Raw genomic sequence first — 16,322 nt, 5'->3', positions numbered from 1 at the left:
CGATGGATCTTCCCCTCACTGCTGCGGTCGCCTCGCAGCTCGAGGTGCTGAGCGCCGCGGGATCGACCAATGAGATCCTGAGCGAGCGAGCGCGCGAATCGCTCTCGACTCCGCACCTGTCGGTGATCCTCACCGACAACCAGACGGCGGGTCGCGGAAGACTCGGTCGTGAATGGACGGCCCCGCCAGGTGCGTCGCTCGCCGTCTCCGTTCTTCTGCGGCGGTTACCGTCGGCCGATGCGCGCGGCTGGATCCCGCTCGCGGCCGGGGTGGCGATGGCGGATGCGATCGCCGAACAGCTTCCGCACCACGACGTGGCCGTCAAGTGGCCGAACGATGTGCTGGTCGACGGTCGCAAGATCTGCGGGATCCTGGCGCAGGCGACGCAGGACGCCGTGGTCGTGGGAACGGGCGTGAACACGGCGATGACGGCGTCCCAGCTGCCGGTGCCGACTGCGACGTCCTTCGCCGTGCTCGGCGTCGAGGCCGATGCCGACCGGCTGGTCGCGACGTACCTGCGAGCGCTCGACCGGCTGGTCGCCGACCTCGCCGCAGCGGGCGATGCCGTCAAGAGCGGCCTTCATGCCGCGGTGAGCGAGCGCTGCGCGACGATCGGTCTCGACGTGAAGGTCTCGCTTCCCGGCGACTCGGTGCTCGTCGGAACAGCCACGGCGCTGGACGCCGACGGTCGGCTGCTGGTGCTGGCGGGGGGCACCGAGAGGCCGATCTCTGCGGGCGATGTGGTGCACGTCCGGCCGGCATGAGTCTGACACGCCCGGCGTGCGAGCGGCGATGTCGGCGGTTGCGGGCACAATGGAGGAGTGACTCAGCCCGTGACTCTCGGCGGAAGGCCGACGATGCCACCGCCGGGTGCGCCCGCCGAAGAGCTGCTCATCGCTCGGTTCCGCGCACACGCCAGGAGGCTGTTCTGGTCCGCGCTGGTGCTGATCGCCGTATTCGGTGCCACATCCTTCTTCTATGACAATCTCCCGGCGCCCTTCGAGAACTGGATGCTGCTGAGCGCAGCCGCAGCGATCGTCCTCCTGCTGGTGGTCGTGCCCTGGGGCGTCTGGTACTCGCGTTCGGTGACGCTCACCACGCGGCGGGTCATCGTGAACCATGGCATCGGTGCGCGCAACAGGCAGGAGATGTCGCACGCTCGCGGCTACACGATCGGCGTCCGCCGCGGCGTGATCCAGCGGATGTGGGGCGTCGGCACGATCACCCTCTCCAATGGGGTCGACGCGCCGCTGCGCCTCGCCAACGTGCCGAACGTGACGCTCGTGCACGAGACGCTGGCCGATCAGATCGAGGTCAGTCAGATCCTCGCGCACCGTGATGCGCAGGCGGGGAACGACGGGACCGCGGGCTTCTGAGAGCGACGCCGCTTCGCCGTGATCGGCGTCGCGCGTGAACGGCGTGCGCCCCGATGCGCGAGAATGGTCAGGACGAATGGAGGCGGCCCATGGCGCTGCGCGTTGGTGTGATCGGTGGAGGCCAGCTGGCTCGGATGATGATCGCTCCGGCGGTCGAGCTCGGACTCGACCTGAGGGTGCTCGCTGAAGACGAGGGGATGGCGGCGCAGCTCGCTGCCACCGCGGTCGGCGACTATCACGACCTCGAGGTCGTCCGCGCGTTCGTCAGAGACGTCGACGTCGTCACCTTCGACCACGAGCACGTCCCTCAGGAGGTGCTGCGGGCTCTCGTCGCCGAGGGCGTATCGGTGCACCCCGGGCCCGATGCTCTGCAGTTCGCCCAGGACAAGCTCCTCATGCGGGCGCGGCTCGAAGAACTCGGTGTGCCCCAGCCCGACTGGGCGCCGGTTCGTGACGCGTCAGAGCTGCAGGTGTTCCTCGACGAGCACGACGGGCAGGGTGTCGTGAAGACCCCGCGCGGTGGCTACGACGGCAAGGGCGTGCGCGTCGTCCGAGCGGCGAGCGAGGCTCAGGATTGGCTCGACGGGCTCGCCGACGGCGAGGCTCTGCTGGTTGAGGAGTTGGTCGGATTCGTCCGCGAGCTCGCACAGCAGGTGGCCCGCCGTCCCAGCGGCCAGATCGTCGCCTATCCGGTCGTCGAGACCGTGCAGCGAGAGGGCGTGTGCGCCGAGGTGATCGCGCCGGCCCCGCATGCGACCGACCGTCTCGCCCAGGTCGCCGAGGAGATCGGGCGCTCGATCGCCGAAGGACTCGCGGTCACCGGCATGCTCGCGGTCGAGCTCTTCGAGACCGACGACGAGCGGATCCTCGTGAACGAGCTGGCCATGCGCCCGCACAACAGCGGTCACTGGAGCCAGGACGGCGCCGTGACCGGGCAGTTCGAGCAGCACCTGCGTGCGGTCGCCGATCTGCCCCTCGGCGACACCGCGCCTCAGGCCGCCTGGTCCGTGATGGTGAACATCCTCGGCGGGCCGAAGAGCGGCTCGCTCGGCGACCGTTTCGCAGGAGCGATGGCGGCGCATCCGTCGGCCAAGATCCACACCTACGGAAAGGCCCCGCGTCCCGGCCGCAAGGTCGGACACGTGAACGTGACAGGCGACGACCTCGACGACGCGGTATACGTGGCCCGTGCGGCAGCGGCTCACTTCGATTGAGGGTGCGTCCAGGGGTGTGCCGTTCGGGGTTTCTCCCAGCCCCAGACCGTAGCCTGAGTGGGTGACCGAGCCATTGCACTCCTCCACCGCGCCCCTCGTCGGCGTCGTCATGGGATCCGACTCCGACTGGCGCGTGATGAGCGACGCCTCTCAGTCCCTGACGGACTTCGAGATCCCGCACGAGGTGGAGGTCGTCTCGGCGCACCGCACCCCTGACAAGCTCATGCAGTACGCGCGGGAAGCCCGCGGTCGCGGCATCCGGGTGATCATCGCCGGCGCCGGTGGGGCAGCTCATCTTCCCGGGATGCTCGCCTCGATGACGGCACTGCCGGTCATCGGCGTTCCCGTGCCGCTCGCTTACCTCGACGGGATGGACTCGCTCCTGTCCATCGTGCAGATGCCGGCCGGCATCCCCGTCGCGACCGTGTCGATCGCGGGAGCGCGCAATGCGGGCATCCTCGCCGCGCGCATTCTCGGCACCTCCGACGACGACCTCGCCGATCGCATCGAGACGTACGCGCTCGATCTCGAAGCGCAGGTCGAAGAGAAGAACGATCGGCTGAAGGGGTCCCTGTGACTCTTGCGCCGCCGCGAGGTACGGCGCGACCACTGATCGAGACCCGCCCCCTGCGGCATCCGAACACCGCGGATGCAGGGATGATGACCAAGCGCGGCTGGTGGCTGGTGCTGTTGAACCTGCTCGTGCCCGGGTCTGCCCAGGTGCTCGCCGGCAATCGCCGGCTCGGGCGGATCGGTCTCGGAGCGACACTGCTCGCGTGGTTCCTCGTCGTCGTGAGCGCGGGGCTGGCTCTGCTCGCGCGGCCGGTGCTGTTGTGGCTCACCGTCGGCGGCGGATGGTTCTCGGCGGTCGTCCTCACACTCGTCCAGGTGCTGCTCATCGCCTACCTCGTGCTGTGGGTGGTGCTCACCTTCGACGTGCTGCGTCTCGTCAGACTGGTCAGAATCCCGGGTCCCTCGAAGTTCGCCATCCCTCTCGTCGCCCTTCTGCTGCTCGGTCTCGTCGGAACGGGCACCGGATACGCCGCGTCCTATGTCGGCACCGCGCGGGGCACGATCAACACGATCTTCGGCCAGAGCGGTCCGAGTCTGCCGCCGAGCGAGGGGTACTACAACATCCTGCTGCTCGGAGCGGACAGCGGTGAGGGCCGCGACTCGATGAGGTTCGACAGCATCTCCGTGGTCTCGGTGAACGCGACCACCGGCGCCGTCACGATCACCGGCATCCCGCGTGAGCTTCCCAACGCGCCCTTCAGTGAGGGAAGCCCGATGCAGGCGCTGTACCCGAACGGCTTCGAGGGGCACAGCTCGAGCTCGTGCGGATGGAACGGCTGGATGAACCACGTGCGCAACGCCGCGGAGATCTGCCGCGACGACAACGGCACCGGCCTGTATCCGGATGCGGCGGCGCATGGTTCCGATGCGGGGATCGAGGCCACCAAGGATGCGGCGGAGGGCGTTCTCGGGATCGAGATTCCCTACTACGTCTTCGTCGACATGCACGGCTTCGCAGCACTCGTCGACGCGCTCGGCGGGGTGGACATCAACGTGACGGAGCGTCTGCCCAAGGGCGGTCCGCCTGAGGGCGTGGACCCGTATGACGTCGATGCGTGGGCGATCGGCTGGATCGAGGTCGGGCAGCAGCACATGGACGGCGACACCGCGCAGTGGTATGCGCGATCGCGCTACACGACCAGCGACTGGGACCGCATGAAGCGCCAGCGCGAACTGCAGGAGGCGATTCTCGCGCAGTTCACACCGCAGACCGTGCTCACGCGATTCAACGAGGTGGCTTCCGCAGGAACAGCGCTGATCAGCACCGATCTGCCTCAGGACAAGCTCCCCGAGTTCTTCGATCTGATGACCAAGGCTCGTGAGCAGACGGTCACGACGGTCGAGCTCACCCCCGATCAGGGTGTCGACGAGCATGCTCCGGATTATGAGCACATCCATGAGATGATCCGGCAGACGCTGCATCCTCCGACGGAGTCCCCGACCCCGACGCCGTGATCGGCGACACCCTGATCCCCGACACCGTGATCGGCGGTGCCGAGAGCGATATGCGCCGTGCGGTTCGGATCCCGCGTCGGCGCATGAGTGAGCCCACGGTCACCACCTGAGAGTGAAAGGTGACGGCCGCGGGCCTCCGGTGCGTGACCGGATGCACCAGACGACGGTGATCGGAGGGGGAGGGATCACCGTCGTCCAGTCGATTCCCGCAGAGCGGGAATCTGACCTAGGCGCGCTTGCGGCGGGTGACGCCTGTCGCGACGAGTGCTCCACCAGCCACCAGCGCGGCTGCCCCACCTCCGAGGCCCCACGGCGACACGCTGCCGCCGGTGAGTGCGAGCTCGAGCCCACCGCCGGTGAGCGGAAGCTCTGTGCCTGCAGACGCGACGCCAGGGTCGTGGTCGCAGCTCACGGCAGAGTCATGGCCCTGAGAGACCGTGACTGTCGCCGTGTACGACCGCGAACCGCTGAAGGCGAGCGCGTAGGAGCCCTCACCGTCGGACGGCGGGCGGAAGGTCACCACGAGGCTGCCGTCGGCGGCCGCCGTGTTGCCCGAGATGGCCGAGTCGCCGCCGTTGAGGCCGGACACGGACACGCCGACGTTCTCGGACGGCAGGAAGTAGCCTGCGCCGAAAGCGACGGTGGACACTTCGCAGGTGTCGATGATCGGATCATCGACAGTCACCCGCGGTGTGCCCGCGTACGAGTCCGAGTCGGCCGGAACGACCGGCGAGGCGGAGGCGACAGCAGGTACCATGAGCACGAGTACGCCAGCGGTAAGGCTGATTGCAGCCAATTTCTTCAGCATGATTCTCCCCAGAAATACACGCGGAATCGCCTTCGAATACACCCCTGCATCCGACTGCGTGAGTTCTTCCTGTCCCCACGACAGAATTGCAGAACTCAGATATTCCCCAGTGGGATTGACACTACCTCATCGAATCGGGAAAGTCACGATGCGCAGCGCAGTTGCTCGCGAGATGTCTCCGGCGTGGTCACCATGGGCGTGTGGTCGACCACCGTGAGCCGTTCTCCGGCCCCGGTTCCCTGGAACTCGACGGTGATCTTCGAGGATTCGCCCGGGGCCAGGAGCACTTCTTGCTGAACCGCCGACCGGGAGCCGAGCAGAGCCGTCTGCACGCTCACCTCTTCTCCGTCACGGTCGATGTGTGACGGAGTCGCGCCTTCGGGGCCGTACACGGTGATCAGAGTCCGGGTCGACCCGGCTGGCACGCCGTAGACCCCGCCGGCGGTGACATAGAGCGGCAGGGATGTCGCGGCATCGGCCGGCGCATCGTTCGTCCAGGTCACCGTCACCTGCGTGGTCGGCTTGCCATCGCAGGTGCCGATCGCGGTCGTGAGGGCGGCATCGGCATAGAAGTCCATCTTGCCGCCGGTGGTGTCGTTGAACAGGACGCCCACATGAGTCTGAGTGTCGTCTTCGGGGAGCGCCCCACCGAGAGTCGACGCCGACAGGATCGCCTCCTCATCCTCGTGAGCGCTCCAGATGCGGATGCGTCGTTCCTCCGCTGACGCAGCGAGGGCGGCGACGAGGTCCTTCGGATCCGCCTCGGTCAGTGCGGCGGAGAGAAGAGCTCCGGCGGCCTGCGAGAAGATCTCGTCCTGCGCCAGAGGATCCGGGACGGTGGCGTAGATCTCGGACAGCAGCAGCCCCACCACGGTCTCCTCGGTTGCGGTGAACGGCCCGAACGTGAGCGGTCCTGTGGCCGCGATGAGATGCTCGGCCATCACGGCATCGACCGCGATGACACCGTCGACAGGCTGTCCGAAGCGGTTCTGCCACCGTGTCGCGATCGCGGGGCCCGCCTCGGTGAAGTCGGGGATGCTTGTCAGGTTCTGCAAGAAGCGGCCAGGACGATCTTCGAAGAGGGCGACGGTCGACTCGCTGAGCGGGATGGGCGTCTCGAGGGCCGGGAACTCCGGTGTGGAGGCCTGCTGCACGAGGGTGATCCTGCCGTTCTCGGCGCGGAGAAGCGCGATGGCCCCGATGATGCCGCCCGAGGATCGAAGCTCGGCATTGTTCTGCATCGCGAGCACGTAGTTCCGGGGTCCTTCCGCGCCGAGCATGCTCGGCAGCAGGGCGGACGCACCGTGCAGCGCTCCGACCACTGTGGCAGCCTGCGTGACGGTCGATCTCATCTCCCGCACGGCGTCGGCGAGCGGCGGCAGGGTCGCGTCCGCGTCGATGCCGAGGGCCCGCGTCTCGGCAGACGTCAGCGTCGCGCTCGCCTCGGCCAGCGAGGGCTCGATCTGCGCGAAAGGCGTCAGATCGATTGCTCCGCCTGAGAGCCCCAGACTCGCCAGATCGAGTGCGTCAGCGGCCTCCAGAACGGGGACGAGAGCGTCCGAGGCGACGTCGTCGGCGATCTCGGCGACCTCGCTCACCGCCGAGAAGTTCGGACCGAGCCACGGCAGGAGGCCGAATCCGAGCCAGATCGGATCGGATGTCAGGTCGTGGGCCGACTCCGCGTGGTGGGCGATGCGGGAAGAGAGCGACGCCGCCTTGTCGAGGTCGCCCTCGCCGATCGCCTGCTTGAGCTTCGACGACGACGCCGCGACCTCCTGCAGGTTGTTCACCGCACCGATGCCTCGGATGGCGACCCAGCCGATCGCGAGCACCAGGAAGATCACGATCACGCCGATGGTCCACCGCAACCACCGACGACGTACAGGCAGGCGTCCGTCACTCACCCCTGCATTCAAGCACGAAGCGGCATATCGGGGGTGCGGGAGATTCCCGATCCGCGTCGCACGCGGTCACGCTCCCAGGTTCGGGGCGGTCGGGCGATTACTGTTGTCGCATGGGTGCTCGGCTGCGTGTGGTTCTGGATCAGCTGACGCATGTCGTGCACGCGGATCACGCGTCAGCGGCATCCGACCTCACCGCGGCGCTGATCTCGACGGCCCCCGCCGGGTGCGAGGTCGAGGCGATCGTCCCCTCCGGCGTCGAGGTGCCGATTCCGGGTCTCTCGGATGTCCGCAGACTGTCGCTCGCGCGACGCGAGCTCGCGGCGTCGTGGCAGCTGGGTATCGTGCGGGGGGTCGGTGGAGGTCTCATCCACTCGCCCACGCTTATGGCCCCGTTGGTGCGGCACGATCGCCTGCACGACCACGATCAGACGACAGTCACGCTGTGGGATCTTCAGGCGTGGGAAGAACCGGACTCGCTCTCGAAGACTGCGGTCGCCTGGCAACGGGCCATGCTGAAACGAGCCGTCAAGCACGCGGACGCCGTCGTCGTGCCCTCGCACGCAGTCGGCGCACGACTGGCGGAGATCGCAAAGCTGAGCGGACGGATCCGCGTCATCCCCGGAGCTGCCCCGTGCGGCCTCGTGGTCCCGTTCGACGCGTCCGCACGACGAGCGTCGCTGTCTCTGCCCGCGGGCTATCTTGTGCTCACGGGGTCCGCTGATTCGCTCGAGCACGGTTTCCGGGCGGCGATCGCTGCAGGCAAAGAAGCCGTCGTGCTCGACGCGCCGGAAGGTTCCGAACCGAGACTGGCCGAGATCGCGGCGGCCGCAGGGCTGCCCGAATCGAGAGCGCACATCCGTGGGTCGCTGTCGGTTGCAGATCGGGCAGCGGTCCTCGCCGGAGCGTCTGCGCTGGTGGCCACGAGCCCGCACGCCGCATGGCCCTGGCGTGCTGTCGAGGCGATGACCCTCGGAGTGCCCGTGGTCGCCGTCGACAGCGGAGTGCACCACGACGTGATCGCTGACGGGGGAGTGGTCGCCGAGCCGACGGACATCCCCGAGGCCGTTGCCGATGCTGTCGGCGACGGCTCGCGTCGCCTGAGTGTGCTCGGCGCCGACCGGTCGAGATCCTTCTCGTGGCTCGGAGCGGCCGAACGCGTGTGGGGCCTGCACGCCGACCTGTGAGCCCCGAGACCTCCGCCCCCGGGCATCAGGGTCTGCTCAGGAGCGCATGACCTCGACGGCCTCTGCGCTGGGGCCGTCGAAGCGCACCTTGCCCTTCTGAAGCAGGATGCCGCGATCGCACAGGTTCGAGACCATGTTCAGGTCGTGGCTGACGACGACGAGCGTCTTGCCCTGGGCGTGCAGTTCACGGACGCGGGCGAGGCACTTCTTCTGGAACGGCTCGTCGCCGACAGAGAGGATCTCGTCGATCAGCAGCACATCCATCTCGGTGTGGATCGCCACGGAGAAGGCGAGTCTGAGGAACATGCCGGATGAGTAGTGCTTCACCTCGGTGTCGATGAACTGCTCGATCTCGCTGAACGCGACGATCTGGTCGTATCGCGCCTCGGTCTCCTTCTTGCTCATGCCCAGGATCGCGGCATTGAGGAAGATGTTCTCGCGTCCGGACAGATCCGGGTGGAACCCTGCGCCGACCTCGATGAGGCCGGCGACGCGACCGCGAGTGAGAACGGTGCCGGCATCCGGTTCGAGCACCCCGGAGATCAGCTTCAACATCGTCGACTTGCCGGATCCGTTGAACCCGAGAAGAGCGACGGATTCGCCCTGCTCGATCTCGAACGAGACGCCGTCGAGTGCATGGAAGTCGGTAGTCAGCGGCTTGCGACGGACCGCGGCGAGAGCCGTCTCCTTGATCGAATGCGTGTGCCGGAGCTTGAAGGTCTTGTGGACGTCGTCGATGATGATCCGCGGCAGCGGCTGCGCATCAGAGGTCTTGGGCAAAGCGGCCCTCCAGTCGGCGGAAGACGAGCTGGCCGATGACCAGCGCGATGAGTGACGTCAGGAGTGCGATGAGCCCGTACATCCACACGTCGGGGAGCGGGGATGCGTCGGGTCCGAGCGGGAACCAGACCCCGTAATGGAACAGCTCGACGGCGGCGGTGATCGGGTTGAGTCGATAGAGGACGAAGAGCCACTCGGGCACGACGCTGGCGACCTGGGTCCATTCGTACATCACAGGAGACGCCCAGATCGCGATCATCACGATGATCTCGACGAAGCTCTGCGCATCGCGGAAAGTCACGTTGATCGACCCGAAGAAGAGGCCGAGCCCGCTGGCCAGAACGGCGATGATCACCAGAGCCAGGAGGATCGCGCCCAGGGATGCGAACGAGGGGGCCCAGCCGAAGAACAGCGAGATCGCGATCACGACGATGATCTGGGGCACCGTGTTCACGGCGGCGATCATCATGCTCGCGATCGGGAACATCTCGCGGGGCAGGTAGATCTTCTTGATGAGCGCCGCATTGTCGACCAGCGATCGGGTGCCGTTCGAGAACGCCTCATTGAAGAAGGTCACGACGGTGATGCCCGAGAGCAGATAGATCGGGAAGAAATCGACGCGGTCGTTGAGTCCGAGGAACACGCCGATCGCGACGAAGAACACCACGAACTGCACGAGCGGCTTCACATATGACCAGAGCCAGCCGAAGATGGAGCCCCGGTACCTGATCTGCACTTCCTTGCGCACGATGAGCGAGAGAAGATGCCGTTGCCGGAAGACCTCGAGTAACCCTCGATTCGCGCCAGGAGTCGTCATTCTCTGGTCGTCGGCTGTGCGAGCCTGTTGCACCGCGATTCCACCTTCCGAAGCGCCGACGGTCTCGGGCGCACCGAGAGCAATCATACGATCCCCCGAGCGGCATCCCTGGCAGATCGATCAAAGGATCTCTTCCTGTGCTCAGGACGCACGCAGGGGACGCCAGGGCTGCGCTGATAGGATCTGCGAGGTCTTCTGCCTCCGACGATCTGAAAGTAACTCGTATCCGTGACACTTCTTCAGGCTCTCGATCAGCCGGCTCTCTTCCGCTTCTCTGACCCCCGAACCGGCGAGGACCTCACGGCTCGCGAGCGTCGGCTGCTGGTCGGGGCGCTGAACTTCCATTCCCTGATGGCGCCCGGGCGGACGCTCGGTGTGCACATGTACGACGGCTCCGTGGAGACGACCCCGCGCCTCACCGACGACAGCACGTTCGACGGTCTCTCGCGGAACATCCGCATCCGCATCGCATCCTTCGAGGTGCAGAGCACGGTTGCGCCCGAGGAGCGCCCTGTTCAGGAGTCCGAGGCGGAATCCGAGAGCCTCGTCGCATCCGACACGCGCCACATCCACGTGTCATCCGATGAGGTGCTGCGCTCGAATCCATACCGCCCGCCGCGTCCGGGAATCGTCGGAGGTCTCGCGCGTCAGGTGAAGTCTCGCGCCCCTCTGCTCTACGACGATGCGCGGGACCTGGCTCTGCTGAGATTCCGCAAGAAACTGAGCACGGCGATCGAACCACGGGATTACGCGTCGGAGTTCCTCCCCGGAGGGGCGCATGAGGACGACGTCATCGTTCCTGCGGCAGCCGCCCCGGACGGCGCTCAGAAGGCGATCATCATCGGGCTCCATTGGTTCGAGCTCGGAGGTGCCGAGCTCTGGGCGTTCGAGACCGTGCGCCTCGTACGGGAGGCGGGCTTCCTGCCGATCGTGCTGACGAACCGCGACTCGCATCAGCCGTGGGTGACCAGGGCCGAGCTCGACGGGGCTCTGCTGATCCCGTTCTCGGAGCCGACGGTCGACTCTCAGACCGCCGGCGTCGAGCCGCTTCTGCGGGGTCTCCTGCGCACCTTCGACGTGCGCGGAGTGGTCATCCATCACAACCAATGGCTGTACGACCGCGTTGCGTGGATCGCGGCATCCCGCCCGGGAATCCCCATCATCGACAGCACTCACATCGTCGAGTACACCGGCGGCGGGTACCCCCTGAGCAGCGCGATCGCATCGAGATCGATCACCACCCACCATGTGATCTCACCGAGACTCGCCCGCTGGATGATCGACGTTCAGGACATCCCCGCCGAGCGTGTCGTCATGGCGCCGCTCGGGGGGCTGACGGTCAAGCCGAAGGACGCCGTGTTCCGGCCCCGCGCGGAGGGCGAGCCGTTCACGGTCGCGTTCATCGGGCGGATGGCTCGGCAGAAGGCTCCGGAGGTCTTCCTCGCGATGGCCCGCCGGCTCAAGCGCCAGGGGCACACCCTGCGCTTCATCCTCCACGGAGACGGCGAGCTGTCGAGCTGGGTCGATGACATCATCGAGGCCGAGGGCCTGACCGCCGATATCGTTCGGCGAACCTCGGGCACTCCCGTTGCCGCAACCCTCGACGAGGCGCACGTTCTCGTCGTGTCGTCCCATAATGAGGGACTCACGCTGACGACTCTCGAGGCCATCGCGCATGGCGTTCCGGTCGTATCGACGGATGTCGGTGCTCAGGGGGACATCATCCCGGAGTCGGCACTGGTGCCTCGCTATGCGCGCCTCGCCGCGCGTCGGCTGGCCGACGCAGTGGCCCCGCTCGTCGATGATGAAGCGGCGAGAGAAGCGCTCTGGCGCAAGGAACGCAAGGCCGAGAAGAAGCTGCTGTCTCAGCAGTCCGCGAGTTCATGGTTCAAGGAAGAGGTGGGCTCGTGGTGAGTGTCGCTGGAGTTGTCGTCACGTTCAATCGGCTCGAGAAGCTGAAGACCGTGATCGCATCGATCGAGGCGCAGACGCACCCCGTCGAGACGCTGTTCGTCATCGACAACGCCTCCACCGACGGCACAGCGGAGTACCTGGCCGCGCTCGAGACATCGGTTCGTCTCGAGGTCGTGACCATGTCCACCAACTCCGGGGGAGCGGGTGGGTTCTCCGAGGGGATGCTGCGCGGATACGGGTCCGGTGCGGATCACGTGTGGATCATGGACGACGACTGCTATCCGAAGCCCGAAGCCCTCGAGAGGCTCATCGCCGGTTTCGACGGGGCGGTTCGGGAACTCGGCAGCGACGTTCCCTTCGCATGCTCGGTCGTCGAGTTCACCGACGGCAGCATCTGCGAGATGAACAACCCGGTGACCACATGGGACTGGGGCCGTCTGCTCGTCAAGGGGCAGAAGAACGTCATGGTGACCGCATGCTCGTTCGTCTCGGTGCTGATCCCGCGATGGGCCATCGCGGAGTACGGCCTTCCCTATTCCGAGTACTTCATCTGGTTCGACGACCGCGAGTACACACTCCGCCTCACCGCGCGTTGCCCCGGTGTGCAGGTGCTCGACAGCGTCGTCGTCCATGACATGGGAGACAACCGGGGTGTGAACTTCGCGATGGTCGACCGCAAGAGCCTGTGGAAGTTCTCCTACGGTGTGCGCAACGAGGCGTCGTGGCAGCTGCACCATCGGGGATTCCTGTACTTCATGGAGTTCGGCGCGCGCCTGTTCGTCAGCCTCCACCGCGGCCGCGTTCCGCTGGATCTGCGCGCGAAGCTGCTCGGCAAGTGGCTGAAGGGCATCACCTTCAATCCCAAGGTGCGCTATCCGGAGCGACTCGCGGACTGAGCGACGACAGAGGCTCCCGACATCGCCGCAGGCGAACGTCGGGAGCCTCAGTCAACTCCACTAGGCGGATCGAGTGAGGTACTCGGTCAGCGCCTGCATCATCGGTGCGGGATGGAAGCCGGTGGCCTCGAGCTTCTGCAGGTCGAGCACGCTGTTCCGGGGGCGAGCGGCGATCGTCCGATCCGCGTTCGCGAAGTACTCCGATGTGCTCACACCGGTGACACGAGAGGGTTCGTTTCCGGTGATCTGGAAGACGGCGCGCGCGATGTCCGCCCAGGTCGCCGAATCACCCGCATTCGTGAGGTTGTACACCCCGTATGCCGGGCGCGACGTGAGCAGATGCTGGATTCCCGCCGCGAGCTCATCCGTGAAGGTCAGCCGTCCGCGCTGGTCATCGACCACCGACGGGTCGACGCCGCGTTCGGCGAGCGACGCCATGGTCTTGACGAAGTTGCTGCCATCGCCGACCACCCAACTCGTGCGCAGGATGTAGTGGCGGGTCGCGAGCGATGCGGCCACCTCACCTGCAGCCTTCGTCTGTCCGTATACTCCGAGCGGAGCGACGGAGTCATCCTCGGTGTAGGCGCCGTCCTTCGACCCGTCGAACACATAGTCGCTGGAGACGTGAACGAGAGTGATGCCGTGGTCGCGCGCCACCTCGGCGAGGCGACGGACTCCCGACACGTTGACCGTCCAGGCCGCTCGTCGGCCATCGGCCGTCTCTGCGTCGTCGACCGCCGTGTACGCAGCGGCGTTGATGATCGTCGAATAGTCGCTCCACCGGCGCGCGTCAGCGACGTTCGCGCTCTGGAGATCCAGGTCGTCTCGGCCGGCGAACTCCACGTCGTCGCGGCCGGCGAGGAGATCTCGCAGAGCCTTCCCGAGCTGTCCGTTCGCGCCGAGGACGAGCGTCTTGGGCGGAGCGACCCGGCGCACATCAGCGAGTCTCGGGTGCGCGCGATCCTTGTCGCTGACCTCGGCCTCTGACAGAGGGATCGGCCAGGCGACGGAGGCCGTCTCATCGGCGAGGTTGAGGAAGCTGTACTCCGCGTCGGCAGACCAGTGATCGTTCACCAGGTAGGTGTAGGCGGTGTCGGCTTCGAGGGTCTGATAGGCGTTGCCCACGCCTCGAGGGACGAAGACTGCGACGGAGGGGTCGATCTCCGCTGTGAACACGGTGCCGAAGGTATCGCCTTCACGCAGATCCACCCACGCACCGAACACGCGCCCCGTGGCGACGGAGACCCACTTGTCCCAGGGTTCAGCATGGATTCCGCGCGTCGTCCCGACAGCGTCGTTGAACGAGACGTTGTTCTGCACCGGAGCGAAGTCCGGCAGCCCCGCGGCGACCATCTTCTCGCGCTGCCAGTTCTCTTTGAACCAGCCACGAGCGTCACCGTGCACAGGCAGATCCCACAGCTGGAGCCCCGGAATCGGCGTGTTCTTCGCGGTCAGCTGCTTGGCGTATTCAGTCACGGGCAGAGGTCCCCAGGTTCGGTCTCATATGTGGGCTACTGTCCTTTGCCGGCGTAGAAGGCCTCCGTCGAGTCCTTCGACGGCGCCCACCAGCTCTCGTTGGCCTTGTACCACTCGATGGTGGAAGCGAGCCCTGATTCGAAGTCGCTGAATTTCGGGAGCCATCCGAGCTCGGTACGGAGCTTCGTCGAATCGATCGCATAGCGCAGGTCGTGACCGGCGCGATCGGTGACATGGTCGTAGGCGTCGGCGGGCTGACCCATCTGAGTGAGGATCAGCTCGACGACGGACTTGTTGTCCTTCTCGCCATCTGCGCCGATGAGGTAGGTCTCACCGATCTCGCCCTTGTCGAGGATCGTCAGCACGGCGGACGAGTGATCGTCGGCGTGGATCCAGTCGCGGACGTTCTGGCCCGCGCCGTAGAGCTTGGGACGGATGCCACGGATCACGTTCGTGATCTGACGGGGGATGAACTTCTCGACGTGCTGATACGGTCCGTAGTTGTTCGAGCAGTTCGAGATCGTCGCCTGCACGCCGAACGACCGCACCCAGGCGCGCACGAGGAGGTCGCTGCCCGCCTTGGTCGACGAGTAGGGCGACGAGGGGTTGTACGGCGTGGACTCCGTGAACCGCTCGGGATCGTCGAGCTCCAGGTCGCCGTACACCTCGTCCGTCGAGATGTGGTGGAAACGGCGTTCGTGACGCCGAGCTGCCTCGAGCAGCGTGTAGGTCCCGATGATGTTGGTGTCGAGGAACGGGCGCGGATCGTGCAGCGAGTTGTCGTTGTGCGACTCCGCGGCATAGTGCACAACCGAGTCGACGTCGGCGAACAGGCTGTCGACCAGTTCGGCGTCGGAGATGTCTCCCTCGACGAACCGCAGGCGGTCCTCGGGGATTCCGGCGAGCGACGCCTCGTTTCCGGCATACGTCAGCTTGTCGAGCACCGTGACGTGTGCGTCTGTGTTCTCGACGACGTGGTGCACGAAGTTGGAACCGATGAATCCGGCGCCGCCGGTGACCAGAAGGCGAGTCATGGACGGCCCCTTTCGAGGGTTTCGAGGAGATAGGTGCCGTAGCCGGACTTCACGAGAGGTTCTGCACGCTGACGCAGCTCGTCGTCGGTGAGGAACCCCTGTCTCCACGCGACCTCCTCAGGCACGCCGATCGACAGACCGGTGCGCCGCTGGATCGTTCGGACGTACTCTGCGGCATCCGTCATCTGGTCGAACGTGCCGGTGTCGAGCCAGGCGGTTCCGCGGGGGAGGACCTCGACCTTGAGCTTGCCGCGCTCGAGGTACGCGCGGTTCACATCGGTGATCTCGTACTCTCCGCGCGGCGAGGGCTTCAGTTCGCGTGCGATCTCGACGACGTCGTTGTCATAGAAGTAGAGGCCGGGCACGGCGTAGTTGCTCTTGGGTGCGGCGGGCTTCTCTTCCAGCGAGATCGCGGTCCCTGACGAGTCGAACTCCACGACGCCGTAGGCCTTCGGATCGGCGACCCAGTAGGCGAAGATCGCGCCCCCGTCGACCTTCGAGTACTGCTTGAGCTGGCTTCCGAGGCCGGGGCCGTAGAGCAGGTTGTCACCCAGCACCAGCGCCACGTGGTCGTCGCCGATGAAATCCGCGCCGATCGTGAAGGCCTGGGCGAGTCCGTCTGGCGAGGGCTGCACCGCGAACGAGATCGAGACGCCGAATCGCGAGCCGTCGCCGAGGAGGCGCTCGAAGAACGGGGCATCGTGCGGTGTCGTGATCACCAGGATCTCGTCGATGCCAGCCAGCATCAGCGTCGACAGCGGGTAGTACACCATCGGCTTGTCGAACACCGGGATCAGCTGCTTGGAGACGCCGAGGGTGATTGGATGCAGTCGGGTGCCGGAGCCGCCCGCGAGAATAATGCCTTTCACCCGTCTATCGTGCCACATCGCG

15 protein-coding genes are annotated in these 16,322 nt (G+C 66.3%); 8 read left to right on the top strand and 7 right to left on the bottom strand.

All coding sequences use genetic code 11. From position 1 onward, the window contains the following. The first annotated feature begins 2 nt into the window (after positions 1-2). The 5 genes from RQG82_RS03520 to RQG82_RS03500 all read left to right on the top strand — a co-directional run bounded on the left by RQG82_RS03520 (position 3) and on the right by RQG82_RS03500 (position 4,618). Positions 3-764 (top strand): biotin--[acetyl-CoA-carboxylase] ligase, encoded by a 762-nt coding sequence (locus RQG82_RS03520; protein ID WP_311257734.1) that lies wholly within the window; start codon positions 3-5, stop codon positions 762-764. Between the two features lie 57 nt (positions 765-821). Continuing rightward, positions 822-1,376, top strand: coding sequence for a PH domain-containing protein (locus tag RQG82_RS03515; RefSeq protein ID WP_311257733.1), 555 nt, complete (start codon positions 822-824; stop codon positions 1,374-1,376). A gap of 89 nt (positions 1,377-1,465) precedes the next feature. Then, entirely contained in the window at positions 1,466-2,590 is a 1,125-nt protein-coding gene (locus tag RQG82_RS03510) for a 5-(carboxyamino)imidazole ribonucleotide synthase (protein ID WP_311257732.1), read from the top strand. Positions 2,591-2,699: 109 nt separating this feature from the next. Further along, on the top strand, positions 2,700-3,167 hold the full coding sequence (gene purE / locus RQG82_RS03505; RefSeq protein ID WP_311257803.1) for a 5-(carboxyamino)imidazole ribonucleotide mutase: 468 nt from the start codon (positions 2,700-2,702) through the stop codon (positions 3,165-3,167). Further along, positions 3,164-4,618 carry an LCP family protein gene (locus tag RQG82_RS03500; protein ID WP_311257731.1) on the top strand — a complete coding sequence of 485 codons (1,455 nt, stop codon included), beginning with the start codon at positions 3,164-3,166 and terminating at the stop codon, positions 4,616-4,618. Before purE ends, RQG82_RS03500 begins: the two co-directional genes overlap by 4 nt. 226 nt (positions 4,619-4,844) lie before the next feature. Here RQG82_RS03500 and RQG82_RS03495 read toward each other — a convergent pair whose 3' ends face one another. Together RQG82_RS03495 and RQG82_RS03490 are read right to left on the bottom strand one after the other, a co-directional pair. Further along, on the bottom strand, positions 4,845-5,375 hold the full coding sequence (locus RQG82_RS03495; RefSeq protein ID WP_311257802.1) for a hypothetical protein: 531 nt from the start codon (positions 5,373-5,375) through the stop codon (positions 4,845-4,847). A 194-nt stretch (positions 5,376-5,569) separates the two neighbouring features. Continuing rightward, positions 5,570-7,330 (bottom strand): DUF4012 domain-containing protein, encoded by a 1,761-nt coding sequence (locus tag RQG82_RS03490; RefSeq protein WP_311257730.1) that lies wholly within the window; start codon positions 7,328-7,330, stop codon positions 5,570-5,572. A 110-nt stretch (positions 7,331-7,440) separates the two neighbouring features. Here RQG82_RS03490 and RQG82_RS03485 point away from each other — a divergent pair, with 110 nt between their 5' ends. Next, complete coding sequence (locus RQG82_RS03485) at positions 7,441-8,514, top strand: glycosyltransferase (RefSeq protein ID WP_311257729.1); 1,074 nt, start codon at positions 7,441-7,443, stop codon at positions 8,512-8,514. Between the two features lie 36 nt (positions 8,515-8,550). Here the strand turns inward: RQG82_RS03485 and RQG82_RS03480 are convergent, their stop codons facing one another. Continuing rightward, on the bottom strand, positions 8,551-9,294 hold the full coding sequence (locus RQG82_RS03480; protein ID WP_311257728.1) for an ABC transporter ATP-binding protein: 744 nt from the start codon (positions 9,292-9,294) through the stop codon (positions 8,551-8,553). Continuing rightward, complete coding sequence (locus RQG82_RS03475) at positions 9,278-10,111, bottom strand: ABC transporter permease (RefSeq protein WP_311257727.1); 834 nt, start codon at positions 10,109-10,111, stop codon at positions 9,278-9,280. The genes RQG82_RS03480 and RQG82_RS03475 overlap by 17 nt, the downstream gene beginning before the upstream one ends. A gap of 228 nt (positions 10,112-10,339) precedes the next feature. On the opposite strand from RQG82_RS03475, the gene RQG82_RS03470 reads away from it, so the two are divergent. Both RQG82_RS03470 and RQG82_RS03465 read left to right on the top strand, forming a co-directional pair. Beyond that, entirely contained in the window at positions 10,340-12,025 is a 1,686-nt protein-coding gene (locus tag RQG82_RS03470; protein ID WP_311257726.1) for a glycosyltransferase, read from the top strand. Beyond that, positions 12,022-12,921, top strand: a complete 900-nt coding sequence (locus RQG82_RS03465; RefSeq protein ID WP_311257725.1) for a glycosyltransferase family 2 protein — start codon at positions 12,022-12,024, stop codon at positions 12,919-12,921. Before RQG82_RS03470 ends, RQG82_RS03465 begins: the two co-directional genes overlap by 4 nt. A 60-nt stretch (positions 12,922-12,981) precedes the next feature. Here the strand turns inward: RQG82_RS03465 and rfbD are convergent, their stop codons facing one another. From rfbD to rfbA, 3 genes are read right to left on the bottom strand one after another with little or no spacing between them, the layout of a single operon-like run. After that, the gene (gene rfbD / locus RQG82_RS03460; RefSeq protein ID WP_396653550.1) at positions 12,982-14,403 is read right to left on the bottom strand and encodes a dTDP-4-dehydrorhamnose reductase; all 1,422 of its coding nucleotides are present in this window, start codon (positions 14,401-14,403) and stop codon (positions 12,982-12,984) included. Positions 14,404-14,432: 29 nt separating this feature from the next. After that, the gene (gene rfbB / locus RQG82_RS03455; protein WP_311257723.1) at positions 14,433-15,431 is read right to left on the bottom strand and encodes a dTDP-glucose 4,6-dehydratase; all 999 of its coding nucleotides are present in this window, start codon (positions 15,429-15,431) and stop codon (positions 14,433-14,435) included. After that, positions 15,428-16,300, bottom strand: a complete 873-nt coding sequence (rfbA, locus tag RQG82_RS03450; RefSeq protein WP_311257722.1) for a glucose-1-phosphate thymidylyltransferase RfbA — start codon at positions 16,298-16,300, stop codon at positions 15,428-15,430. Before rfbA ends, rfbB begins: the two co-directional genes overlap by 4 nt. Between the last annotated feature and the right edge of the window lie 22 nt (positions 16,301-16,322).

Source organism: Microbacterium sp. WCS2018Hpa-9, assembly GCF_031843745.1.
GTDB lineage: Bacteria > Actinomycetota > Actinomycetes > Actinomycetales > Microbacteriaceae > Microbacterium.
This window is presented reverse-complemented; position numbering and strand designations above follow the sequence as displayed.